22 protein-coding genes are annotated in these 23,788 nt (G+C 43.4%); 4 read left to right on the top strand and 18 right to left on the bottom strand.

Features of this window, described 5'->3' with window-relative positions; genetic code table 11:
* Positions 1-422 precede the first annotated feature (422 nt).
* The 5 genes from ACHUFN_RS18415 to cysK form a co-directional block, all read right to left on the bottom strand.
* Positions 423-866: a Rid family hydrolase gene (locus ACHUFN_RS18415; RefSeq protein ID WP_394224177.1), complete on the bottom strand. Its 444-nt coding sequence runs from the start codon at positions 864-866 to the stop codon at positions 423-425.
* 129 nt (positions 867-995) lie between these two features.
* Entirely contained in the window at positions 996-1,322 is a 327-nt protein-coding gene (locus tag ACHUFN_RS18410) for a hypothetical protein (protein ID WP_394224176.1), read from the bottom strand.
* A 186-nt stretch (positions 1,323-1,508) separates the two neighbouring features.
* Positions 1,509-1,721, bottom strand: a complete 213-nt coding sequence (locus ACHUFN_RS18405) for a hypothetical protein (RefSeq protein WP_394224174.1) — start codon at positions 1,719-1,721, stop codon at positions 1,509-1,511.
* Positions 1,722-1,962: 241 nt separating this feature from the next.
* Positions 1,963-2,421 carry a nuclear transport factor 2 family protein gene (locus tag ACHUFN_RS18400; protein ID WP_394224172.1) on the bottom strand — a complete coding sequence of 153 codons (459 nt, stop codon included), beginning with the start codon at positions 2,419-2,421 and terminating at the stop codon, positions 1,963-1,965.
* A 241-nt stretch (positions 2,422-2,662) separates the two neighbouring features.
* On the bottom strand, positions 2,663-3,628 hold the full coding sequence (gene cysK, locus ACHUFN_RS18395; RefSeq protein WP_394224171.1) for a cysteine synthase A: 966 nt from the start codon (positions 3,626-3,628) through the stop codon (positions 2,663-2,665).
* A 271-nt stretch (positions 3,629-3,899) separates the two neighbouring features.
* Here cysK and ACHUFN_RS18390 point away from each other — a divergent pair, with 271 nt between their 5' ends.
* From ACHUFN_RS18390 to ACHUFN_RS18380, 3 genes are read left to right on the top strand one after another with little or no spacing between them, the layout of a single operon-like run.
* Complete coding sequence (locus ACHUFN_RS18390; RefSeq protein WP_394224170.1) at positions 3,900-4,736, top strand: AAA family ATPase; 837 nt, start codon at positions 3,900-3,902, stop codon at positions 4,734-4,736.
* On the top strand, positions 4,736-5,917 hold the full coding sequence (locus ACHUFN_RS18385) for a vWA domain-containing protein (protein WP_394224169.1): 1,182 nt from the start codon (positions 4,736-4,738) through the stop codon (positions 5,915-5,917). The genes ACHUFN_RS18390 and ACHUFN_RS18385 overlap by 1 nt, the downstream gene beginning before the upstream one ends.
* A 29-nt stretch (positions 5,918-5,946) precedes the next feature.
* Positions 5,947-6,810, top strand: a complete 864-nt coding sequence (locus tag ACHUFN_RS18380; protein ID WP_394224168.1) for a nucleotidyltransferase family protein — start codon at positions 5,947-5,949, stop codon at positions 6,808-6,810.
* Positions 6,811-6,815: 5 nt separating this feature from the next.
* Here the strand turns inward: ACHUFN_RS18380 and ACHUFN_RS18375 are convergent, their stop codons facing one another.
* The 9 genes from ACHUFN_RS18375 to cmoA form a co-directional block, all read right to left on the bottom strand.
* Positions 6,816-8,189, bottom strand: a complete 1,374-nt coding sequence (locus ACHUFN_RS18375) for an MATE family efflux transporter (RefSeq protein ID WP_394224166.1) — start codon at positions 8,187-8,189, stop codon at positions 6,816-6,818.
* Between the two features lie 149 nt (positions 8,190-8,338).
* Positions 8,339-9,559, bottom strand: coding sequence for a molybdopterin molybdotransferase MoeA (moeA, locus tag ACHUFN_RS18370; RefSeq protein WP_394224164.1), 1,221 nt, complete (start codon positions 9,557-9,559; stop codon positions 8,339-8,341).
* A 159-nt stretch (positions 9,560-9,718) separates the two neighbouring features.
* A complete protein-coding gene (locus tag ACHUFN_RS18365) occupies positions 9,719-10,420 on the bottom strand; it encodes a phosphoglycolate phosphatase (protein WP_394224162.1) in 702 nt (233 codons plus the stop codon).
* A 95-nt stretch (positions 10,421-10,515) separates the two neighbouring features.
* Positions 10,516-12,270, bottom strand: coding sequence for a sugar phosphorylase (locus ACHUFN_RS18360; RefSeq protein WP_394224161.1), 1,755 nt, complete (start codon positions 12,268-12,270; stop codon positions 10,516-10,518).
* 5 nt (positions 12,271-12,275) lie between these two features.
* On the bottom strand, positions 12,276-13,499 hold the full coding sequence (locus ACHUFN_RS18355; protein ID WP_394224160.1) for a glycosyltransferase family protein: 1,224 nt from the start codon (positions 13,497-13,499) through the stop codon (positions 12,276-12,278).
* A 12-nt stretch (positions 13,500-13,511) separates the two neighbouring features.
* Positions 13,512-14,321, bottom strand: coding sequence for an HAD-IIB family hydrolase (locus ACHUFN_RS18350; RefSeq protein WP_394224158.1), 810 nt, complete (start codon positions 14,319-14,321; stop codon positions 13,512-13,514).
* Positions 14,318-15,190 (bottom strand): kinase, encoded by an 873-nt coding sequence (locus tag ACHUFN_RS18345; RefSeq protein WP_394224156.1) that lies wholly within the window; start codon positions 15,188-15,190, stop codon positions 14,318-14,320. Before ACHUFN_RS18345 ends, ACHUFN_RS18350 begins: the two co-directional genes overlap by 4 nt.
* Before the next feature lie 94 nt (positions 15,191-15,284).
* Positions 15,285-16,283: a tRNA 5-methoxyuridine(34)/uridine 5-oxyacetic acid(34) synthase CmoB gene (gene cmoB, locus ACHUFN_RS18340; protein ID WP_394224154.1), complete on the bottom strand. Its 999-nt coding sequence runs from the start codon at positions 16,281-16,283 to the stop codon at positions 15,285-15,287.
* 61 nt (positions 16,284-16,344) lie between these two features.
* Positions 16,345-17,076, bottom strand: a complete 732-nt coding sequence (cmoA, locus tag ACHUFN_RS18335) for a carboxy-S-adenosyl-L-methionine synthase CmoA (RefSeq protein ID WP_394224152.1) — start codon at positions 17,074-17,076, stop codon at positions 16,345-16,347.
* Positions 17,077-17,249: 173 nt separating this feature from the next.
* On the opposite strand from cmoA, the gene ACHUFN_RS18330 reads away from it, so the two are divergent.
* Positions 17,250-17,885 (top strand): response regulator transcription factor, encoded by a 636-nt coding sequence (locus tag ACHUFN_RS18330; protein WP_394224151.1) that lies wholly within the window; start codon positions 17,250-17,252, stop codon positions 17,883-17,885.
* Between the two features lie 375 nt (positions 17,886-18,260).
* On the opposite strand, the gene fadE is transcribed toward ACHUFN_RS18330, so the two are convergent.
* From fadE to purM, 4 genes are all read right to left on the bottom strand, one after another.
* The gene (gene fadE, locus ACHUFN_RS18325) at positions 18,261-20,723 is read right to left on the bottom strand and encodes an acyl-CoA dehydrogenase FadE (protein WP_394224149.1); all 2,463 of its coding nucleotides are present in this window, start codon (positions 20,721-20,723) and stop codon (positions 18,261-18,263) included.
* 387 nt (positions 20,724-21,110) lie between these two features.
* The gene (locus tag ACHUFN_RS18320; protein ID WP_394224147.1) at positions 21,111-21,854 is read right to left on the bottom strand and encodes a DUF3108 domain-containing protein; all 744 of its coding nucleotides are present in this window, start codon (positions 21,852-21,854) and stop codon (positions 21,111-21,113) included.
* Positions 21,814-22,464: a phosphoribosylglycinamide formyltransferase gene (purN, locus tag ACHUFN_RS18315; protein ID WP_394224146.1), complete on the bottom strand. Its 651-nt coding sequence runs from the start codon at positions 22,462-22,464 to the stop codon at positions 21,814-21,816. The genes ACHUFN_RS18320 and purN overlap by 41 nt, the downstream gene beginning before the upstream one ends.
* The gene (gene purM / locus ACHUFN_RS18310; RefSeq protein ID WP_394224145.1) at positions 22,461-23,501 is read right to left on the bottom strand and encodes a phosphoribosylformylglycinamidine cyclo-ligase; all 1,041 of its coding nucleotides are present in this window, start codon (positions 23,499-23,501) and stop codon (positions 22,461-22,463) included. Before purM ends, purN begins: the two co-directional genes overlap by 4 nt.
* Positions 23,502-23,788: the final 287 nt, after the last annotated feature.

The raw sequence follows: 23,788 nt of genomic DNA, 5'->3' as shown, positions 1-23,788 counted from the left end.
AACAGCGTTTTGTTAGGCGTACAAAGGAACGTACGCAGCTTTGCTGCCACCACTAGCCAAATAGACCGCGTGTTTAATTTATTGAATTCAAGATAAAACAACCCTGTGCGAAAAGCCAGATGTTAGCGGTAATGCTGGATAAAAGAGCGAGTTTAGAAAACTGGTGATGTTGAATGTTGGCGTTTCGGTGTTGATAAAAACCGCGTTGCTAAAGCCGTTGAAACTACCGGAAAAGCAAGCGGTAAAGACTACCTAGTGAAACAACCTTATTGCTGTAATGTCACGGCTGAACCCACCTTTTGAAGTGGCAAGTAAATGACGCCTAACTTTCCAATAACGGGCGCAGGCATGTGGGGCATAATGGCGCAGCCGCCCCGCGTGTATGCGTCCCAGCGAACGCAGTGAGTGTGTTAATTGGGTTGTTATGTTTTATCACTGAATGCAATAACTTCTATTTCTACTAGATGCCTAGGACTATAAAGACGCCTTACTTCGACTAATGTAGAGCTAGGGTATTGGTTATTAGTGAATTTTTCTTTGCGAACATTACCCAATTTTTTGAACGCTTCAATATCTGTTGTATATATAACTTGTTTAACAATGTTCTCCATACCTAAATCATTTTCACGTAATGTATTTTCTATTAAAGAATAAATTTCTCTAACCTGTTCTTCCATGGTCGGTTTATTACTAGCGATGCCAGATAAATAGACATTGTTACCTGCAATGACAACTTGAGAATACCCAATCTCTGCTTCCCAAGGGTTATACATCTTTCTTTTAATTTGGTTATCTGCACTGATTGGAAAGCAGGCTATAGCTAGTGTGCATGTTAGTGTGAGCTTTAGAAGTTGTTTATAAAACATGTGTTCTCTCCCTAGAAACATAACTTTTAAATAAGGGGCGCAGGCGCGTGGGCTAAAATGCGAAGCAGCCCACGTGTATGCGTCCCAGCGAACGAAGTGAGTGACTTAATTTTTTTGTTATATGACATTCTAACTACGCAGAAAATTTTGGATTTTAGACCATTGCTCACGCGCTTGTTCTAGTTGTTCCTCTGTTGGAAGAACTACAGGATGTTCAGGGTCTTCGTGTTTTTTACGTAACTGAGAATAATTCTCCCACCCCAGATAATGCGGATGAATATCAGGAATTTTAAATCCTATTTCTGATTCGATACTGGTACAAGCTTTCAACAAAGTACCCAAATCCTTTGCAATCTCTTTCCTCGATTCCTTAGAAATTTTTCTAGATAAGTTTTCTATTGTTACTGAAATAATTGCTAGTTCTTCAAGAATATTGTCAGCAGTCTTCCGATCCATTTGGCTACCTCCATGTCATATAACTTTTCAATAACGGGCGCAGGCACGCAGGGCATAATGGCGAAGCCGCCCAGCGTGTATGCGTCCCAGCGAACGAAGTGAGCAAGTTTATTGACTTGTTATGCACTTGAGCTTTAAAAAATCTAGTAAGCAAAGTAATAAATCTGAATGAAAAGCTAGTTGCTATTAGCTTTCTCCATGCTTCTCCCATAGTGCGCAGAAGAAACCAATTACTACTGAACTTAAAAGAAGAAGTAAAAAGCCTTTGGCTAAAGTGAGCAGAGATACATCGTTTAACTGTCCACCAAACAATACTTTTATTGCAGCTATCAGTAACAATGCTAAGCCAATTAAGACCGAATACTTCCAAAAACTGTCAAAGAATGGTTTCTTATTCATATCGTTTAGTCTTGAAATTCCCTCAGTGCATAACAATTTAATGTACGGAAAAAATCCTTTATGCAAGGTGGGAAAAGTCCGTATATCCTTTTTCCTAAAACTACACTAACTCAACACAATCAACCCGTTAACAGAACCTAAAAAGCTTTCTCGTGTGAAAGCCGGAAACTTTCCTTTTTATTTTTAAAGGTTCAACTTTGTTGTCTTGGTGTATATAAATACAGTGGTTTGTTGTAACTCATTAAAGGTAAGCATCGGGGTGAATTTTATTAACTTTCCACTCACCGTCTTCTTTAATTAAATCTAGGCTACGTAAGTCTTCAATTTTGGCGTCGTTGTAGGTACCGCTTAAAAAAACGGTAATTGTAGACTTCTCTGCGAACTCATTTCTTCCAACGCGCGCTGCACTTTGTGGGGTAATGGTTACGCTGTCGTACTTTAAATTTAGTAGGTGGCGCTGAACGTTGCTGTTGGTGTGATATCTCGTAAGAATGCGTGACAATTTTTTACTTGAAAGGCGAATAGCGGTATCAAGGTTGTCGTCTTCATAAACGCTTGTTAAAAAGGCAACCGTTGTGTATTCAGGTGTGCTTTCATCTAGCATTCCGTATCTTCCAATGCCTTCTTCTTTTCCGCCGCATCCTGATAAAATCAAAACTGTAAAAAGCCCTAGAAGGGCGTACCACATACGCGTTCTCATTAGCTATACCTTATGCAAAGAGGTCCGTTTCTTATTAATGCTGTAGTATTTTATTGAAGCTAAAGAGCTACGCGCTTCAATAATTTACAACTCGATTATTCACAATATTGAGTTGAAAAGCAAAGCAATAGAACGAAAGCTGAAGGTAACTAGCTAGAAAAGTCACAGTAGATGCTTTAGCCAGAATCAAAAAAACGAGGCGTTAAGCCTCGTTTTGGAATGTAAAAAAGAAAGAATTTTTTTACTGAACTTCTTCTTGTTCGTCAAACGCACCGGCAAACAGCGGGCTGCTTAGGTAACGCTCTGTACCACTTGCTAGCAATACTACAACTACTTTGTCTTTGTTTTCAGGGCGTTCCGCAAAACGTTTAGCTGCAACAACTGCTGCACCAGATGAAATACCCGCAAGAATACCTTCGTCGGTCATTAGCTTACGCGCCATGTCCATGCACTCTTCGTTAGTAACTTGCTCAACTTCGTCAATTAAGTTTAGGTCAAGGTTACCTGGAATGAAGCCTGCGCCAATACCTTGAATTTTGTGTGGCCCTGGCGTTAGCTCTTCACCTGCTAGCGCTTGTGTTATTACTGGCGAGTCTGTTGGTTCAACAGCAATAGAGGTAATTGCTTTGCCCTTGGTGTTCTTAAGGTAACGGCTAACACCTGTAATAGTACCACCAGTACCTACACCAGCTACGAAGGCATCAACTTTACCGTCGGTGTCTTCCCAAATTTCAGGGCCAGTAGTTTTTTCGTGAATAGCTGGGTTAGCAGGGTTATCGAACTGCTGAAGCAACACATATTTTTCTGGATCTGAGGCAACAATCTCTTGAGCAGCAGCAACCGCACCTTTCATGCCCTTAGGCGCTTCAGTAAGAACAAGGTTTGCGCCCAGTGCTTTTAATAGCTTACGGCGTTCTAAGCTCATGCTGCTTGGCATGGTAAGCGTTAGCTTGTAGCCACGCGACGCCGCAACAAATGCCAAAGCAATACCAGTGTTACCACTGGTAGGCTCTACAATTTCTTTACCCTCGGTAAGGACACCGCGCTTTTCAGCATCCCAAATCATGTTTGCGCCAATACGGCACTTAACGCTAAAACTTGGGTTACGCGATTCAATTTTTGCGTATACATTACCTGATGTTACGCGATTTAGCTTAACTAGTGGCGTGCGGCCAATAGATAGGGAATTGTCGTCAAATACGTTCATTATAAATCCTTACCTCGTTCCTTATTTTACAGGAAACCCCGTCTGTCGTGATCTGTACGACCTTTTTAATAGTTAATAATTCAAGGCGTGTAATAGTTAATAATTCACAGCCTGAATTAGGGGATTTCGTCATACCCCTATATCATTGGTCCCAAACAGTAAAATGCAAAGTGCTTTTTAGCTATATGTTATATCTATGGGCAATCATTTGAAGGCCTTGATATTATAGCTAATTCTGCAAAGACGAAAAAATATACGGAGTACAATAATAATGGCTTTTAGTGGTACGTCTAATTATATCGCAACCAAAGACCTACAGTTGGCAGTTAACGCCGCCATTACGCTAGAGCGCCCGCTTCTGATTAAAGGCGAGCCGGGCACGGGTAAAACCATGCTTGCTGAAGAATTGGCCGAAAGCTTGGGCACTGAATTAATTCAGTGGCACATTAAATCAACCACGAAAGCGCAACAAGGTTTGTATGAATATGACGCAGTATCGCGTCTTCGCGACTCTCAACTAGGCGATGACCGCGTTCACGATATCGGCAACTACATTGTGAAAGGTAAATTGTGGGAAGCCTTTAGTGCTGAAAAGCGCCCGGTACTATTAATTGACGAAATTGATAAAGCCGACATCGAGTTCCCCAATGACTTGCTTTTAGAGCTCGATAAAATGGAATTCTTCGTATACGAAACCCAAGAACGTGTAGTCGCGAAGCAACGTCCTATTGTGATTATCACATCGAATAACGAAAAAGAGCTGCCAGATGCCTTCTTGCGCCGTTGTTTCTTCCATTACATCCAGTTTCCGAACCCAGATGAAATGCAAGAAATCGTGAATGTACATTTCCCAGATTTAAAGAAAAAGCTGCTTGATGAAGCATTAAAAGCCTTTTTTGAATTACGCAATATACCAGGGCTTAAGAAGAAGCCGTCGACGTCAGAGCTGATCGACTGGTTGAAGCTATTGGTCGCTGAAGATATTCCACCTGAAGCACTGCATTCTAAAGATGGCAAAGCTGCTATACCGCCGCTTTACGGCGCGCTGCTTAAAAACGAACAAGACATTCACTTGTTCGAAAAACTGGTCTTTATGGCGCGCCGCTAATGCTTATCCAGTTTTTTTATACACTGCGAAAATATCAGGTTAAAACCACGCTGCGCGAGTTACTTGATTTGCTTAGCGCGCTTGAAAAGCACGTGGTGTATGCCGATATCGAAGCTTTCTACAGCTTGTCTCGTACTATTATGGTGAAAGACGAAACCCAGTACGACAAGTTCGATAGGGCATTTGCTGAGTATTTTGAAGGGGTTGAATCTATCGATTTATTCGGCAAAGACATACCTGAAGAATGGCTTCGCAAAGAGATTGAAAAAAACTTAAGCCCTGAAGAGCGTGAAGCGCTGCGCAAAGCCGGCGGCCTTGATGAGCTGATGGAAACCTTGAAGAAACGCTTAGAAGAGCAAGAAAAGCGTCACCAAGGTGGAAATAAATGGGTTGGCACAGGCGGTACTTCGCCTTTTGGCGCTTATGGCGACAACCCAGAAGGCGTTCGAATAGGGCAGAAGGGCAATAGAAAGTTTTCAGCAGTAAAAGTGTGGGACAAGCGCGAATTTAAAAACTTAAGTTCCGATGTGGAGCTGGGTACGCGTAACATTAAAATTGCGCTTAGAAAGCTACGTAAATTTGCCCGCACTGGCGCTAGCGAACAGCTGGATGTTCCTACTACCATAGGCGAAACCGCCAAAAAAGGCGGGCTGCTTGATATACATATGGCGCCAGAGCGTCACAATGCGGTAAAAGTGTTAATGTTTTTTGATGTGGGCGGCTCTATGGACCCACACGTAAAAAGCACCCAAGAGCTTTTCTCCGCAGTGCAAAGCGAATTTAAGTATTTAGAGTACTTTTACTTTCACAACTGTGTGTATGAAGAAGTGTGGAAAGACAACTTACGACGCAATAAAGAACGCATACCTATTTGGGATATCATTCATCGCTATGGAAAAGACTACAAGGTGATTTTTGTGGGCGATGCCACCATGGGGCCGTACGAAATTACTTACCCAGGTGGCAGCGTAGAACATTGGAATGAGGAGCCGGGCAGCGTGTGGATGCAGCGTTTATTAAACCATTTCAGTAATGCGGTGTGGCTTAACCCGCAGCCTGAGAACTACTGGCCGTATTATTCATCGGTAAAAATAATGCGCGAGATTATGGAAGACAGAATGTATGGTTTAACCCTTGAAGGTTTAACCGCAGCTATTAAAGGGCTTAGTAGAAGTCGTTAAGCCCTTCTCGCAGTTTGTCCAAGTACGTTATGGTTGTTGTTAAATTGAATTCAGATGCTTATTACTTAGCGATTGTATTATTAGCTGGCGGCCAAAGTGCACGCTACAAAGGCAATAAGCTATTGTCTAAGCATCCGAGCTCAAAAGTGCCACTTATTGAACACAGTATTCGTGAATTGACAAAGGTGTGTGAACAACTCAATGTGGCTAATGGTTTCGCGCCATACGAAGGTGCTGAGCCGGAAGCTTCAGGCCAGTCATTTTCCCGGAAACTAATCAACGTGGTCACTGGCAAATGGCACGAAAGCATTGAACATCGGCTATCGAATTTACCGGTAAGTATTGTTCACAACACGTCTTGGAAAGAGGGGATTGCGTCAAGCATCCGTTCTGGGCTTCTGCATGTTCTCAATTTACCATCACCAACATTACAAGCCCCACAAACTCGCCTTTACAACAAGGCCGATAGAATCAGCGGCAATAGTGCTTCTTCCTTCGAACGTAGTGTTAACCATGAAAAACGTGAGTGTAATCAAAAAAATAACGCCCAGTTAAACCCTTTACCCAGCCATGTGTTATTTACACTTGCCGATTTGCCTCGCCTGAACGCTCAAGACCTTGCTCGCCTCATTAATGCGTCTAAAGAAAATCCAAATAACATAGTGTGCTGTGAATGGGGCGTCGAGGGAAAGACTAGCAATCGCTTAACGGTGCCAGCGGTATTCCCTAACGTTATGTTTAACGAACTTTTAGCACTTAAGGGGGACACAGGTGCAAAAGCTGTCATTAAGAACTTCGCTAAAGCAGGGAAGGTAACCACAGTGTCTATACCAAATGCACAATTTGATATAGACACGCCGCAAGACTGGGCTTGCGTAGATAAAACCCAGTAAATTAATTAAGCCGCTTTCAAACGTTGTTCAGCATCTGGCCTTTGGATGTAAAGTAGGCGCGTGCCTAACATAATAGCGGCAGCGCTTAAGCCTACAATGAAACCTATCCAGAAACCTGCTGCCGCCATGGGCTCTGCAGTAATCCAGTTCGTTCTACCTAAGATAACACCAGTAGGTAGGCCTATTAACCAATACGAAATAAACGTAATGATAAACATGGCCGTAGTGTCTTTATAGCCGCGAAGTGCGTTGGCTGAGATCACCTGAACCGCATCAGACAACTGAAACAGCGCTGCATAAATTAAAAGCGCATTAGCTAAGGTGTATACGGCTTCATCACTGGTGTACAAGCCAATTATGAATCCCTTCGCTAACAAGGTGAACGTTGCGGTACATGCCGCGGTAAAAAAGCCGATGAGTATGGCCGTTCGAGCGGCTATTTTGGCTTGGCGATGGTTGTTTTGACCAATGCGATAGCCTATGCGAATTGCTGCAGCCATACCAATACTCATTGGAAACATGAACATAAGCGCAGAGAAGTTCAAAGCCACTTGGTGAGCAGCTACCGTGGTTGCACCAAAGGGAGCAAGCAACAACGCTACCAGTGAGAATAAGGTAACTTCGAACAGAATGGTCATGGCAATAGGCAACCCCATTTTAAAGGAGCGATTTATGGTCGCCATGTTGGGTTTGTAAATTTGGCCGAATAAGTTGTACTTTTGCAGCGCAGGCGCAAAGCGAACATAAACAACAGTGGCAATTAACATAGTGTAAATAACTATGGCCGTGGCAATACCGCAGCCAGCGCCACCCATTGCGGGAATTGGACCCACACCATAAATAAATAAGTAGTTACCCACCACGTTTGCCATTAACCCAATAACCGTAATGGTCATTGTCGGCTTTGTTTTTCCTAGGCCTTCACAGTAATTTCTAAGCCATTGATACAGAGCAAATCCAGGCATGGCAAACAATACGTAAAGCACGTAATCAACGGTAATACTGAATAGAACCGGCGCCATTGGAAACAACGCAACAATGCTCTCAGTAAACGGAATTAAGCCTGCAACCGCTAACCCCACAAAGAAAACTAGATATCCTGCTTGTTGGCTAGCATCGGCAATGCCACCTAAATTTTTATTGCCCTGTAAACGAGAAATAATAGGGGGAAGCGCCAGTGCAATACCCTGAATAAAACACAATAAGGGTATTGTAATGCTAAATCCAAGCGCTACGGCTGCCATATCGGTGGCACTGTAACGCCCAGCCATGATGGTATCGCTCACTCCCATGAGCATTTGAGTAATTTGGGCCACTAACAAAGGCCAAGCTAGCTTTAGTACATCTCTACCTTCTAAAAGAAAGCGTTTTTTATTCACGGTAATGTGTCTCTTAAATTATCGCCACAGGCACTTAAATAAAAGGCGGGCTGTGCGTGTGCTACAAAGTTCCAATACTTCTCGATTGGTCAAATCTAAATGCAAAACCTAAGGTAATGAGTTAGTGCGAATTGTGTAACTATATTAGTTTAAAAATGAAGAGGCATAACTTGAACGGTATCGCCTTTCTTTAACTCGCTCACGTTTTCGTGAACTATCATCAAGCAGTTTGCTGAAGTGATAGAGGTCATTACACCAGAGCTTTGCGTTTTGAAGGGAGTAACGTCCCAGCCGCCTTGTGCATTTTTAACCATGGTTGCACGCTGAAAGTCTCGTCGGCCTGCACGTCGTTTTAAAGACGTGGTAATGCTTGCATTTACTAGGAAAGGTTCGTGAACCTTTGATTCCCCTTGCATCTTCTTAATTATTGGCACAACGAGTAGCTTCGCCGTAACGAATGACGACACTGGGTTTCCTGGTAGGCCACAAAACAATGCGTTATTTATTTGTCCTAGCGCGAAGGGTTTGCCTGGTTTTACGGCCACTTTCCAAAAGTCAATGGCGCCCAATTCCGCAATGATATCTTTAACATAGTCAGCATCACCTACAGACACGCCACCGCTACTTACCATTACATCAACGCGTTCGCTCGCTTCAACAAATAGCGCACGTAAGGATGCTTCGTCATCTGCTACAATCCCAAAATCTATAAGCTCTACGTTTTCGTTTTGCAAGATACTGCTAACGCCAACTCGGTTCGATTCAAAAATTTGCGTCGCTTCTCGGGTTTCACCTGGCGCAGCAAGCTCTGAGCCTGTTGCTACTACCCCAACGCGAAGTTTTCTGAAAACCTCTACTGTGCTGCTGCCCTGAGAAGAAAGCAGCATAAGGTGCTCGGCGTGAAGCCGTGTACCTTTGCTTATCAGTGTATCGCCACAGGCAATGTCGTTGGCTTTTTTGCGAATATTTTCCTGTAAACGGGGCACTTTGTTAATTAGCACGGCGCCGTTCTCGCTGGAAGTATTTTCCACCATAACCACAGCGTTTGCATTTGCCGGCATGGGGGCGCCAGTCATAATTTTAAAAGCTTTGCCTTTTTGAAGCGGCTCATCAGCTTTCATTCCCGCTGTAATAACACCTTGTACTTCAAGCCTAGGGGAACAATCGTCCTTTAAATCTTCAACGTTTATGGCGTAGCCGTCCATTGCCGAATTGTTCCACGGTGGTACGTCAATGTGTGCAATTACATCTTGTGCCAGAACTCGATTGTTGGCGTCAAAAGTGCTCACCTGCTCAGTGTCGGCTATCGCTTTTGCAGCGTCTAACGCTTTAGTGAGGGCCTCTTCAAGTGAAAGCCAATGAGATGACATACCAACAACTCCTTTAAATGAATTAACACGCGGATATTACAGAAAAAGCGACGTTATACCAAAGGTTATAACGTGAAATAAAAGAAAGTAGGCAAAAAGGAAGCATTTGAAACGCAAGGTCTTTAGCAGGCAGTTGGCGAATTGTTGTAAATGGTAGCCTTACAGTAGAGCACTTTCCTTAGTTTGCGGGTTAGGGTTAAGTTTCAGTATTTCGCTGAAGCTATTTAACACCCAATCGGGATTATATGTAGCAATGTTTTCGCCGTAATTATAACCATAAGTAAGACCAATACTTTGCATATTTGCGGCTTTAGCGGCAAGAATATCATTCTTAGAATCGCCTACCATTACGCATTGCGAGGGCAATACACCTAACTGCTTGCAAACATGTAAAAGCGGCAAAGGGGAGGGCTTTTTCTCTGACAGTGAATCGCCACCGATAGTAATTGAAAACAACGACGACAAGGAGAAGGATGAAAGAATAGGATCTATAAACTCCGACGGTTTATTGGTGACCAGTGCAAGTGAATAACCTTTTTCGTGTAGTGTATTTAGCGTGGAATGCACGCCTTCATAAAGCACTGTGCTTTTGGTTTTTAACGTTCTGTAATAAAAGAGAAATTTTTCTAGCGCCTTATCAATTTCACCTTGTTTGTCACTGCTTTTTAAATCCGAGGTACCACGTAAGCCCCTTTCAACAAGCATGCGAGCGCCATTCCCAACCCAATGCCTAATGGTTTGCTCGTCAAAGGTAGGAAGCTGATAATCGTTTAACATTAGGTTTAAAGCTTTTGCTAAATCGGGCACCGAATCTACCAGTGTTCCGTCAAGGTCAAAAAGAAAGGTATCGATTTTTTGCATTATTAACGTGTTTTGACTGTGTGTTGAGCAAGAGTAACATCGTAGTACCGATACCGCAGTATCCATTCCGCGGTAGAATTATCGGCTAGTGAAATTTACTCAAAATCTTGATTACTAATCCAAAGTACCTGATAAGGTTTCATTTGCAAGAATCCACTTGAAAGTGAAATTTCATCGCGGGAAATAAGGTCTATCCAATTATCTGTGCCAATTAAGTTAATGTCAGACAATAAGACCGTTTGCTCCTCATCAGATATGTTGCTAATACAGAAAATACCCTGCTTTCTATCAAGGCTTTGTCGCCAATACCCAAACAGTTGGTTGCCTAAGTGCAGCGTAAACTGTGTTGCGTTCGGGTGAAAGGCTGGCTGTGCTTTTCGGATGCGAATAAGCTGAGATAGTCGGGTAAGTACCTTGTGATGCTGCGAGAACGGCGAGTCTAACAGCGCTTCAAGTTCGTTAAAGTCCCAACGTCTTCTATTAATAGAGCGGTTCTGACCAGTGTTTGCCACTTTTTCATAGTCGTTAGACGTGCCAAGCAAACTGTGAATATAAATACCCGGAATTCCTTCCATGCCTAGCATAATGGCATGAGCACAAATAAAGCGATCGACCTGATATTTATCAGGGCCTTTTGTGGTGCCTTGCAGTGCGTCGAACAGCGTAATATTAATCTCGTAGGGCTTTTGCTGGCCATGATCAGAAGCGCGCCACGACACTTTGCCGCCAAAGTGCTGCATGGTATGCACAAGCTCTGAAATTTCCTCGTCAGACAACAACCCTTCAGCAGGACGCAATCCAATACCATCGTGAGAGGCAATAAAGTTGAAGTAGGCTGTACCGTTTTGTGCGGGTGGCATACTCATCATCCAGCTTTTTAAGTAGGTACAGTCACCGGTAACAAGTGTGTTTACCAACAAAGGGGGCAATGAAAAGTTATAAATAGCGTGCGCTTCGTTAGCATTACCGAAATAGGTGAGGTTTTCCCTATTTGGAATGTTAGTTTCGGTGATGATTATTATGGATGGATCTACATGTTCAATTAACGTTCGAATTAAACGGATAACTTCGTGTGTTTGGAACAAATTGATGCAGTTGGTTCCTACAATTTTCCACAAGAACGCCACGGCATCTAAGCGGAAAATTTTAGCGCCTTTGTCAATATATTGCTTAATGATGTCAATAAACGCCAGCAGTACTTTGGGGTTTCTAAAATCAAAATCGACCTGGTCGTGACTAAAAGTACACCACACGTGTTTAGTGCCATTGGCGGTTTCCGTCTCCCTAAGTAAAGGTGACACGCGGGGTCGGGTAACCATAGAAAGATCATCGGCAGGGTCTGCAGTAAAGAAAAAGTCAGAACCCGGCCCTTCGCCTTTTATAAAGTTATCAAACCATACACTTCTTGCGGAGCAGTGGTTGATCACTAAGTCGGTCATTAATCCGTAGTCTTTTGCAATGGCTTCTATGTCATCCCAAGAACCCAGTGCCTCGTTAACGGTAGAATAATCGATGACCGAAAACCCATCGTCCGAGCTATAAGGAAAAAAAGGAAGAATGTGCACATTGTTTATTGTGTTCTTACAATATCGATGCAAAAACCTATTTAACGTAATAAGCGGGCGCTCATCATCGTCGATGACACTATCACCATAGGTGATCATGACAATGTCGTCTTCATCCCAATAGTTGTGGTGTGATAGAGGTGAAGCAATATCCGTTTGCTGCGCAATGCCAATGGTATTCAACAAGTCAGTGGCTAGTGCCTCATACGAGACATCTAGCTCTACATCGGCGTAAATGCTTTCTAAATGGTGCTTTACTTTGTCATGGAGAAGGTCCCATGCCATATCACTTACTCCATATATTCTGCAGTATCGGCTTCAACCGCTTCCAATAATCGTTCTAAAATATCAGGTACGGCACTGGTTACACGGTTCCAGCTAGGAATAAACGGTGTTTCCATCGGGTTTTCTAAGAAGTTTTGACCCGCTTTCATAATGTTGCTGGCAAACATCTCAACCGCTTTTTCTTCGCTGTGAATGTCTAAGTTCAAACCATTCATCACAGCGTCATTGTGATAGGTTTCTATAAAGTCTAGCGCAATACGGAAATAGGTCGCTTTAATTGAACGAAACATTTCATTACTAAACGTATAGCCCTGAGTAGCCAGCTTTCTGAAGATGGCTTTGGTGATATCAATAGACATTTTCGACAAGCCACCTTGGTCGTTATTTAGCGACAAATCTTGGTGCTTGTGATCGTAAATATCACAAATATCGGCTTGGCACAGGCGATTGTGCGAATAATTGCGGTGCATCTCTGACAGCACGCCAATTTCTAAACCCCAGTCGCTAGGAATGCGAATGTCGTTTAATACGTCTCGTCTGAATGAAAATTCACCAGCCAATGGGTAGCGGAAGCTGTCCATATACTCTAAGTATTCGTTGTCGCCCATAATGCGCTTTAATGCGCGAAGTAAAGGCGTTACCAGTAGGCGCGAAACGCGACCGTTTATTTTCCCGCTGGCAACACGCGCATAGTAGCCCTTACAAAACTCGTAGTTAAACATCGGATTGGCTACAGGGTAGATAAGTTTGGCAAGTAAGTCTTTATTGTAGGTCACAATATCACAGTCGTGCAAAGCTACAGACTCTGCGCGGTTAGACGCAAGCACATACCCCATGCAATACCATACGTTTCGACCTTTACCCAATTCTTTTGGTGCCAAGCCTTGTGCCTGAAGCTCTTCATCCAGTGCTTTAAGGCGAGGGCCATCATTCCAAAGTACTCTGTGGTGCTGTGGAAGCTTTCCAAAAAACTTAAGGGCGTGCTTGTATTGCTCTTCGTTTGCACGATCTAACCCGATAACAATTTCTGAAAGGTAAGGAACTTCAGTTAATTCATTAACGATATGCGGAAGTGCGTCACCCTCTAATTCAGAAAAAAGTGACGGAAGAATAAGTGCCATGGGGCGCTTTTGTGAAAATTGCAGAAGCTCTGCTTCTAGCTCTTCGGTAGGACGACGAGCTAAGTTATGTAACGTAGTAATCACACCATTTTGATAAAAATCAGCCATGTGTCCTCCAGATTATAGCGATAGCAATTGAGTAAGCATTTCGTTCCAGCCTTCAGGGCCGGTTAGGGTGCTGGTATAAACCTCTTCTTTTTTTACTGCTGGTGGAGGGTTTACCTGTGATAAAATGCGTATAGGGACGTGCGCCGCTTCAAGCATTGCTACGTCATTTTTACCATCGCCAAGGGCAATGGTTTTAACTTTGGTGGTATGTTGTTTTTGGTATTCACTGGCCAGCCACTTAAGCGCTTGGCCTTTGTCGCAATTACCTGAAATATGAATGAAACGACCGCCTTCTAACGGAAAAGCACCCCGATCTTTTACCACTTTTAAGAATTGCTGCTTTTCTTCATCAGTACCAAGCCATAGAACTGGCTCACCGAATTGACGCTTTGCAGCAAGTGAGGCAGAGCGCTCATCAAGCCCAGTACATTCCTGTATCTCGTCAATCGACATTTTAGAGAACTGTTTATACTTTCCGTCAAATTCACTCCCTACTTTTTCTAGAAGCTTGATCCAGTAGTTTTTGTTTGAAATAAACGCCTTACACCAGTAGCCATCTACCCAAACCGTACCGCTGGGCTTTTGCTTGAAAAAACCATGAGGAATGAAAATGGCCGCTCCGTTTTCTATAATAAAAGGACCATCCAACGCCATGTTTTCCCGCAATGGCTGTAGCTCAGCAAATGTTTTACTGGTGGTAGGAATAACCGGAATATCTTTTTCTTCTAATGCCGTTAAAGCCGGTTTCGCCGCCTCAAATGAGTAGGTATGGTGGTCTAACAACGTGCCGTCCATATCGGTGAAAACAAGCGTTTTCGTCATCTTTTTACATCCTGTTTAGTTATCGTTCTTTTATTATCAAGATAGAACACCGTGTCGCATTTTTCAGGCAAATGTTGCAATGCGTGTTCAGTAATTCGCTGGTAGTGTTGCACAAAGTTTGCCACTTCTTCATCAGACATAATGCCGTTGTCGTTGCCTGAGGATTTTTGGGCCAGCTTGTGCTCTTGTTCTAAACGCCATTGGTATACGCAATCAAAGCTAGGAGCTTTAAGCATGATGCGGTAATCAATTTTTTCAAAAAGCGCTTGGTAATCACCTGCTAATTCAGTATTCACAAACGATCGCCAAATACCTAATGGGTCTTCTACTTCCTCTAGGTGATTAACAGGGCGTTTAAGCTCCACAGATGCCTGAGCGGAAGCGCCTACACACCAACCTTCAAGTATGATGAAGTCGGGTGACGACGTGATAACGGGCCATTGCTTAGTTGGAAAAGGGTTGTCAGTCGCTTTGTTAAAGCGAGGTAACGATGTGCGATTACCTTTATCGAGATTACGAAGTGTATTTAGCGCCAGAGGGATGTCGTGAGTTCCTGGAACGCCGCGCGTTGCTAAAAGTGGGTGAACTTTTATTGCAAGGGCATTCCGCTTTGTCTGGTCGTAATAAAAGTCATCTATCGACAGCGATACCACACGTTTTCCGTGCACCGATGAAAGAAAGCTCTCGATAAAACTGGTCAGAGTAGATTTGCCCGATCCCTGGCAGCCATTTATACCAACAATAAACGGCTTGTTTGCACTATTTTGGTGCTTAAGTAGCTGCTCACATAATGGCATGAACCATTTTTGTGCAGTTTCTGCGTAACTACTTGGCAATTGATGCGTAGTTAGAAAGCCATGTATATCCATGTTGTCACCTTAATCAATGCAGAATTCGCACGTTCTTATTGATTAAGATAACAACATTTGTGCCAATCAGGTAACGGTTACGCGTTCCTAACGGTTACTTCTTATTGGCGACAATTACGGCCCTTTGTGGTGCAGGGTAGCCTTCGATTGTGCGGGTAATATCTTCCGGATCGAGAAAATCTTTCAAAGATTGTGACTCCATCCATGACGTTGAGCGCTGCTCATCTAAGGTTGTGTGATTAACATCAACTACGCGAATATTTTCAAAACCCAAACGGCTTAACCACACGCCGAGGGCATCGGTGCTCGGCAGAAACCAAACGTTTCGCATTTGTGCATAGCGCTCGCCCGCCATTAGAACAGTATTTTCATCGCCGTCTACAACTAAGGTTTCAAGCACTAATTCACCACCTTTTCTCAGCTGATCTTTAAGCTGCTGTAAAAACGACATGGGGTCTTTGCGGTGGTAAAGCACACCCATTGAAAACACAGTATCAAAGGCCTTAAGCGGCTGCATGTCTTCAATACCCATAGGCAGAAAATGAATATTTTCAGAAGATACGCTGCTTTTGCTAATAAATTGCTTGATGGCGTGAAACTGAATTAGGAACAACTGGGTTGGATCGATACCAATCACCTTATTGGCACCTTCACCCAGCATTCGCCACATGTGGTAGCCACTTCCGCAGCCCACATCTAGTACGTTTCGCCCTTCAAGTGAGGCGATGTGAGGCGCTACGCGATCCCATTTCCAATCTGAACGCCATTCTGTGTCAATATGAATGCCGTGCAAGTTAAATGGCCCTTTGCGCCAAGGCATAAATTGCTTTAGCAAACCTTCAATTTGCTTGCGAGTATACTGGTCTATATCGCTTTCATTTCCTATCGAAACGCTCGATGATAATTCGACAAGGCTTGGCTGTGTAGCTGGTAATTTGTTTAGTAATCGGCACCATTTATCGAACTCGCCGTGTTTTGCGGTGCGTTGCCACGTATCCATTAATGCTGGCAATGTTTGAAGCCAGTGTGAAAGCGGGCTGTCTAACAACGATTTGTAACAGTCATTAAACCAAGTCTGTTCTAATTTACTCATAGCTATCTCTATGTGTTATTGGAGTCTCAAAAAAAGCGGCGAATTTTTTGCGTTTCGAGATTTAGGATTTGATGGCAACCATCGAGGTAAAGTTATAGCATTTGTACCACATCACAACGTCGGCAAAGCCAACATGCTTTAACCGCGATTCGTGTTCGCTGAATGTGTCGGTCAACATCACTTTTTCTAATGCAGCGCGTTTTTGACTAACTTCTAACTCGCTATACCCATTATCGCGTTTAAACTGGTGGTGTAAGTCAACCAGCAGCTCGTTGCCAGATAGGGTGGGGTGGCGTATTTTCTCTGATAGCACTAACAGGCCACCAGGGTTTAATCCGTCGAAGATGCGTTTTAAAAGTGCTTCGCGATCGGCAGGTGGGATGAATTGCAAAGTAAAGTTCATCACGACCATGGACGCATTTTGAATATCTACGTTTTGAGCGAAATCTTGCTCAATAGAAATCGGGTTGGGTAAAGTAAATGTTTGAACAACTCGCTTACAGCGTTCAACCATAGCTTCAGAGGCATCAACCCCAATTATTTTACAGGTGTTGCTTGGCACTGCTCTGGCTACCGACAAACTGGCCGCACCTAAACTACAACCAAGGTCATAGACCACAGATTTAGGTGTAACAGCTGTTTTTGCAAGTTCGCCTATAGTGTGCACTATGGTTTCGTACCCGGGTACTGACCTTTGTATCATATCGGGAAACACATCAACGACAGACTCGTCAAATTTAAAGTCATCTACTTTATTGAGTGCCTTTGCATATATATTGTCGTGTTTCTTCACTGTGAATCTTCGCTTAGCTAAATAGGAGCGCAATTTTACCGTTTGGTACGTAAATGCCAATGGAAAACGCTAAATTTGTTATATTTTACGTGATTTTTCTGGATTAGGGCTTTTCGTAAATGAACTAACGTATTAACCTATAGTTACAATACAAAAAGGAAGCAGTAACGCTAATGACGAGAATTCTAGTAGCAGACGATCACCCATTGTTTCGTGAAGCCTTAAGCGGCGCGTTGGAGCCTTACTTTGAGAATGCACAAATTATTCAAGCAGAAAGTTTGGATGATGCGTTGGAAAAACTGAATGAATTCGACGGTGTTGAATTAGTGCTTCTTGACCTAAATATGCCAGGCGGTGAATATTTTAATGGTCTAATCACGCTGCGCGAACAATACCCGAATATTCCTATTGGCGTTGTTTCTGGAAGCGATACGGTTGAAGTTGTTGCTCAAGTGATGAGTTTAGGTGCGCAGGGCTTTATACCTAAAGTTTCTCAAACTCGAGAAATTGCACAAGCTATTGTCGATATCATTGGCGGTAAGAAATGGCTTCCAGAAGGAATGGAAGAAGAGCTCGAGAAAGTTGATGACGAGCTAAAAGTGCTTCTTCAGCGTTTTCGCGAACTTACACCTAAACAAATTCAGGTGCTTTCATACTTGCGCGCTGGCTTGATGAACAAGCAAATTGCCCATGAAATGAATGTCACTGAGGCAACCATTAAAGCGCACATTAGCGCGATTTTACGTAAGCTAGAGATAAACACGCGTACTCAAGCAGTATTGTTAATGGATAAGCTACAGCTTAGCTAATTCCCAGAAATCTTTTTACTAAAAAACCGGGTTTGTACCCGGTTTTTTTGTTTCTATGTTTTCTCTCCTGCGCTTTCCTCTAGTTTGCACATTATCGCTAGAGGCACATCCCGACTTGTTTTTATCATGTACATGGCTTTGTAAATGCAAGCGCGCTAACAACATTACCTACATATCTAACCTTATCGGCTAACAAGCGGTAAAACGCTTCTATTATCGCAAGTACTAGTATTCATGACGTGAAGCGTTATGTGAGAGAAATAGGTAACAAAAAAGGCGTGATTTCGAAAGGTTATCGAAATTACGCCTTTTTACAGTGAAAGCAGCTCCCAACTAAGGTTGCTACTTAACGATTTTAGATTAGCCTGCGTTTAATTAAGCGGCTTTACCACTTCTTTTCTTAGCTGAACTACTCGAATTTACTTTCGCTACTAGCTCTTCGTGGTCGAAGTCATCAACGTTGATAGTGCGAAGTCTTCCTGCTTCAGTCTTGCGAAGTAGGTTGGCTTCTTCCTCGTTGATTACACCTTCTGCCAGTGCTTCATCAGCAAGTACATCTAAACGCGTGAATGGCAATTTAGCTTTCTTGTGCTTGCAAATGCGCTCGAATATAGGCTCACATGCCAATACGTCGTCAAGCGTTTGCTCAAGATCGCCAAATAAGCTGCCGTCTTCGCGTGTCAAATACTGACCATAACCTAAACGGCTACGAGCTGTTGATGGTGTTTGAAGCATTTGGGCAATAGCATGCTCAGTTTTATCAGACGGCTTGCCAATACGACGGCCAAATGGAATTACCATTACGCGAAGCGCTGCGGCAATTGCTCGGTTAGGGAAGTTCGCCAAGAAGTCATCAATTGCCGTTTCAATATCATGCAAAGTGGTTTGCATTGCCCAATGTAAAAGCGGTAAGTCTTCTTTTAAACGGCCTTCTTCGTCGAAGCGCTTAAGTGTTGTACTGCCCATGTAAAGGCCACTTAAAATATCACCTAAACGCGCTGACAAACGTTCACGACGTTTTAGATCACCGCCAAGAACACCCATAGATACGTCGGTAAGTAGTGCTAAGTTTGCACTGTAACCTTGTAGAAGCTTGTAGTAACGAGCCGTTTCGTCGGTAAACGGTGCGCTGCTGAATGCGCCGTTAGTTAACGAGAACCAAATACTCCTAACCGTATTGGCAACGGCAAAGCCAATGTGACCAAATACCGCTTTATCAAATGCTTTCAGTGCTTCTTTCTTGTCTTCAATCGACGCGGCTTCAATTTCTTTAAGTACGTAAGGGTGGCAACGCATTGCTCCTTGACCAAAGATCATCATGTTACGGGTTAGAATGTTTGCACCTTCTACCGTAATAGAAACCGGCACGCCTTGATAGCCGCGACCCAGGTAGTTATTTGGCCCAAGCATTACGCCTTTACCGCCGTGAACGTCCATCGAATCATTGATGATTTGACGCATCTTCTCGGTTAGATGGTACTTACAGATAGCCGAGATAACAGAAGGTTTCTCGCCTAGATCAACACCCACTGTAGAGAAGCGAGTCACGCCATCCATCAAGTAGGCGTTACCGCCGATTCTAGCGAGCATTTCTTCAACGCCTTCCATATGACCAACAGGCATACGGAATTGACGACGAATACGTGCGTACGCACCCGTTGCAAGCGAAACTGATTTCGCTCCACCAGCTGCCGAAGAAGGAAGGGTTATACAGCGACCAACTGACAAACATTCAACAAGCATACGCCATCCGCGACCCGCCATTTTCGGGCCACCAATAATGTAATCAATCGGTACGAAGATATCTTCACCTTTAATTGGACCATTTTGGAATGGAGTATTAAGAGGGAAGTGGCGACGACCAATTTCTAAGCCTTTTGTGTCACGTGGGATAAGTGCACAGGTAATGCCTGGCTCTTTATTGTCACCAAGAAGGCCGTCAGGGTCTTGAAGCTTAAATGCAAGACCAATAACGGTAGCAACAGGCGCAAGCGTAATGTAGCGCTTGTTGAAAGTTAGGCGCATACCCAATACTTCTTCACCGTTCCATTCACCTTTACACACCACACCCACATCAGGAATAGCACCGGCGTCAGAGCCTGCCTCTGGTCCAGTCAGTGCAAAACAAGGGATCTCTTCACCCGCAGCTAAGCGAGGTAGATAGTGGTCTTGCTGTTCTTTCGTGCCATAGTGCTGAAGCAATTCGCCAGGGCCTAATGAGTTAGGTACACCAACGGTGCTCGATAATACGGCACTAACACCAGCAAGTTTTTGCAGAACGCGTGATTGTGCATACGCAGAAAACTCTAGACCACCATATTCTTTCTTAATGATCATGGCGAAGAATTTGTGCTCTTTTAGGAACTGCCAAATTTCAGGTGATAGGTCAGCATCTTTGTGGTTAATCTGCCATTCATCCACCATCGAACAAACTTCGTCACATGGACCATCTAAAAACGCTTGTTCTTCAGCAGTTAAACGACCCTTTGGAATTCTGTGCAGTTTATCCCAGTCAGGCTTACCGCTAAAGATATCGCCGTCCCACCACACGGTTCCCGCGTCGATAGCTTCCTGCTCGGTGCTCGACATTTCTGGCATGACTCTGCGATAGAAAGCAAGGAGCTTCTTAGAGATGTGCTGTTGTCTAATGTTTGCAAGTGTGAATGGCAGTGTTAATGCAAGAAACACTACCCAACCTAGCAGGCCAATATCACCGAATAAGGTGCCTAAAATCATAACACCTGCGCCCATGGTAACTGCTGTTACCAAGCTGGTACGCTGATAGCTAGCAACCGCTAGTGTCAGAACAACCAGTAAAAACCATATAAAATCTGCCATACTTCACTCCTGAAAGGCGTTGAACGTTACACTTATCTGAACGACGACCCACACTCGTTTAAAAAATTATCGGGCATGGAAACGAGGTCAGACCAGCATGCTGTAAACCTATTATTTAATAGGGCAAAGATCAAGATTTTTACATGAATATTCTATTAACAACGATGTAAATAATAGGGTAAAGCATTACCTGCCTTATAAGTATAGTCGTTGCTTATAAATACTGATTTAGAATGTGAATTTAACTCGGAACAAGCCGCGATAAAATGAGAGAGGAATAGGTGTAATAATAGCTAAAAATGCACGCCATTTTGAGCGTTTATGGCGCGCATTATTTTGATATGTTAAATAATTATTAAAATTAAATTTGGTGGGCTTGAGGCCGAACTACTGAGTTTCAAACGATTTCAATTTGATATCGCCTTGTTCGTCGCCCTCTTTAAACTGTTGTAGTCTAACCAATGTGTAATTTAATGAAGGTGCGAACCATGCAAACGTTTCTCGTTTCTTAGAATCTCGAATAAGCTTAACTTTCACAGCTTCTATCTTACCAAAGGGCAACGACAACACTTCTTCGTCGACAACTTGTACACCGTAATGCCTAAGTTCACCGCGGTAATTTATAAATTTATAGTCTAGCGATGTTTTACCTTCGGCCAGTTGCTTTGCAAGGTCAATGCGATATATCTGATTATCAAACTCGCCATTCCAGTCGAACGTCTCGCCGTTTTCTACAGCAATCTTTCCTTCGCCTTGTTGACTAAACGTAACTTTAAGTTCTTTATCGGGGCCTGTACCAGAACGGTTGTAATAATATTCTGAAGGAACAACCGTATTTTCATCAATAGTGAAAATAGAGTGTTCACTGCGTTTGTCAGACAGGAAAAACTTAGAAACTTTGGACGTGTAAAGCAAAGAATATTGGTGTTCGCCCAGCTTTGAAAGCTCAATGTTTGCTTCACCTACATCGTCGCCCCATTTGTAAGCGGTGTAGGTGGCTTTATAGGGCTGAAGCGGCAACTCAGCAATTTCGTTTGCCTGAACGGGCACTGCTAGCGTTACTGCTAACAGTGCACCTAAAGCAAAAGGCTTAGTCGCTTGCATAACCAGATTCTGGAAGTTCTTGCTCATCTAAAACTGCCTTATTGTTTCTCATCGAAAGTCTACCTGCACTAAACCAAGATAGCACAAGTGGATAAATTCGACGTTCTTGTTCCTGAACACGTTCAGCTAAGTCGCTAGCAGTGTCTTCTTCAAACACTGGCACGCGACTTTGAATGATAACGGGGCCGCCATCGAGTTCAGGCGTTACAAAGTGCACACTCACACCGTGCTCTTTATCACCATTGTCAATTGCTCGCTGGTGTGTATTCAAACCTTTGTACTTTGGCAACAAAGAAGGATGAATGTTCACTAATTTTCCAGCAAAATTATCAACGAACTCAGGTGTCAGGATACGCATGAAGCCAGCAAGAACAACACAGTCAGCGCCTATCGCTTCAATTTGTGCTCTTAAGGCTTCATCATAAGACTCACGTGAATCATACTTGTTGTGATCTAAACAGATTGCTTCGATGCCTGCTTCGCGCGCACGTTCAAGGCCAAAAGCGTTAGGTCTATTGCTTATCACACCACTTATTTGCGCATTTAAGCGACCCGCTTTTATCTCATCGATAATGGCTTGTAAGTTACTTCCGTTACCTGAAATAAGTACGCATAGTTTGGTTACACTATCACTCACGCGTTTATCTCTACTTGCTCTTCGCCGTCTTTCGCTGCGATGTCACCAATAACCCACGCATTTTCACCGTGCTCTTTAAGAATGGTCAGGGCTGTGTCTGTGTCGCTCTCGTCTACAACAATTACTAAACCAACGCCACAGTTATATGTACGGTACATTTCATGACGTGTTACGTTACCGTTTTCTTGTAACCAAGAGAAAATAGCAGGCCATTCCCAAGTGCTTTCGTCAATAACCACTTTCGCATCTTCTGGAAGCACGCGTGGAATATTTTCCCAAAAACCGCCGCCTGTAATGTGAGAAATAGCGCTTACTTGTACTTCTTCAAGTAGAGCCAGTACCGACTTAACATAGATGCGAGTAGGTTCAAGAAGCTGGTCGATGATTGGCTTGCCGTTTAAATCGGCATTAACGTCTGCGCCACTTACTTCAATAATCTTTCTTACTAAAGAATAACCATTTGAGTGTGGACCTGATGAGCCCAGCGCAATCAATTTTTGACCTGGCTTAACGTTTGTGCCATCAATAACTTTATCGGCTTCAACTACGCCTACGCAGAAGCCGGCAATATCGTAGTCACCATCGTGATACATGCCTGGCATTTCCGCCGTTTCGCCGCCAATTAACGCACAACCTGCTTGTTCGCAGCCCGCACCAATACCTGTCACAACCGAGGCGGCGACGTCAACGTTAAGCTTTCCAGTCGCGTAGTAGTCAAGGAAAAATAGGGGTTCGGCACCTTGCACGATAAGGTCGTTAACACACATTGCTACTAGGTCGATGCCAACACCGTCATGGCGGTTAGCATCCATAGCAACTCTTAGCTTTGTACCCACGCCGTCAGTACCTGAAACAAGTAGCGGCTTTTTATATTTGGTAGGCAGTTCACAAAGAGCACCAAACCCACCCAAATTACCTTTTACTTCAGGTCTGTGGGTTTTCTTGGTAACAGATTTAATGCGTTCAACAAGTTGATTACCTGCATCGATATCTACGCCTGCATCTTTGTAACTTAAAGAGGTTTTATTTTCGCTCACGGTTGGGCCCTGAAACTAAGAGGTAGAAAACCGCGGATTCTACCAGCAAGTCGGCACAAGTCCAATTTGTGACGGCTATTTTCTGCGCTTTTTGATCTTTTTTATTTTAGGGGTGAAATTCAACACAATATAAATGACAATAGAAGGCTATCTTTTGGTGAACATCTTGCTTAATAAAATGTCTTGCACCATATAGCAGGGCACGTAGTGCGCATGTTAGGCCGTATTTCGAATGCACATTGCATCAGGTTTAACTGACGATTCAGTAGGTAAGGAATGGGTTTTAA

This window comes from Alteromonas gracilis, assembly GCF_043642145.1.
Taxonomy (GTDB): Bacteria; Pseudomonadota; Gammaproteobacteria; order Enterobacterales; family Alteromonadaceae; genus Alteromonas; species Alteromonas gracilis_B.
The sequence above is the reverse complement of the archived record's forward strand: the minus strand, read 5'-3'. Positions and strand labels throughout refer to the sequence as shown.

Excerpts from the sequence above, each read along its gene's own strand:
- moeA (WP_394224164.1), bottom strand. The coding sequence starts at position 9,559 with ATGTCATCTCATTGGCTTTCACTTGAAGAGGCCCTCACTAAAGCGTTA.
- ACHUFN_RS18345 (WP_394224156.1), bottom strand. The coding sequence starts at position 15,190 with ATGGATATACATGGCTTTCTAACTACGCATCAATTGCCAAGTAGTTAC.
- ACHUFN_RS18320 (WP_394224147.1), bottom strand. The coding sequence starts at position 21,854 with ATGAGCAAGAACTTCCAGAATCTGGTTATGCAAGCGACTAAGCCTTTT.
- ACHUFN_RS18365 (WP_394224162.1), bottom strand. The coding sequence starts at position 10,420 with ATGCAAAAAATCGATACCTTTCTTTTTGACCTTGACGGAACACTGGTA.
- ACHUFN_RS18390 (WP_394224170.1), top strand. The coding sequence starts at position 3,900 with ATGGCTTTTAGTGGTACGTCTAATTATATCGCAACCAAAGACCTACAG.
- ACHUFN_RS18405 (WP_394224174.1), bottom strand. The coding sequence starts at position 1,721 with ATGAATAAGAAACCATTCTTTGACAGTTTTTGGAAGTATTCGGTCTTA.
- ACHUFN_RS18380 (WP_394224168.1), top strand. The coding sequence starts at position 5,947 with ATGGTTGTTGTTAAATTGAATTCAGATGCTTATTACTTAGCGATTGTA.
- cysK (WP_394224171.1), bottom strand. The coding sequence starts at position 3,628 with ATGAACGTATTTGACGACAATTCCCTATCTATTGGCCGCACGCCACTA.
- ACHUFN_RS18385 (WP_394224169.1), top strand. The coding sequence starts at position 4,736 with ATGCTTATCCAGTTTTTTTATACACTGCGAAAATATCAGGTTAAAACC.
- cmoB (WP_394224154.1), bottom strand. The coding sequence starts at position 16,283 with ATGAGTAAATTAGAACAGACTTGGTTTAATGACTGTTACAAATCGTTG.
- ACHUFN_RS18360 (WP_394224161.1), bottom strand. The coding sequence starts at position 12,270 with ATGGCATGGGACCTTCTCCATGACAAAGTAAAGCACCATTTAGAAAGC.
- ACHUFN_RS18410 (WP_394224176.1), bottom strand. The coding sequence starts at position 1,322 with ATGGATCGGAAGACTGCTGACAATATTCTTGAAGAACTAGCAATTATT.
- ACHUFN_RS18415 (WP_394224177.1), bottom strand. The coding sequence starts at position 866 with ATGTTTTATAAACAACTTCTAAAGCTCACACTAACATGCACACTAGCT.
- ACHUFN_RS18330 (WP_394224151.1), top strand. The coding sequence starts at position 17,250 with ATGACGAGAATTCTAGTAGCAGACGATCACCCATTGTTTCGTGAAGCC.
- ACHUFN_RS18350 (WP_394224158.1), bottom strand. The coding sequence starts at position 14,321 with ATGACGAAAACGCTTGTTTTCACCGATATGGACGGCACGTTGTTAGAC.
- fadE (WP_394224149.1), bottom strand. The coding sequence starts at position 20,723 with ATGGCAGATTTTATATGGTTTTTACTGGTTGTTCTGACACTAGCGGTT.
- ACHUFN_RS18355 (WP_394224160.1), bottom strand. The coding sequence starts at position 13,499 with ATGGCTGATTTTTATCAAAATGGTGTGATTACTACGTTACATAACTTA.
- ACHUFN_RS18400 (WP_394224172.1), bottom strand. The coding sequence starts at position 2,421 with ATGAGAACGCGTATGTGGTACGCCCTTCTAGGGCTTTTTACAGTTTTG.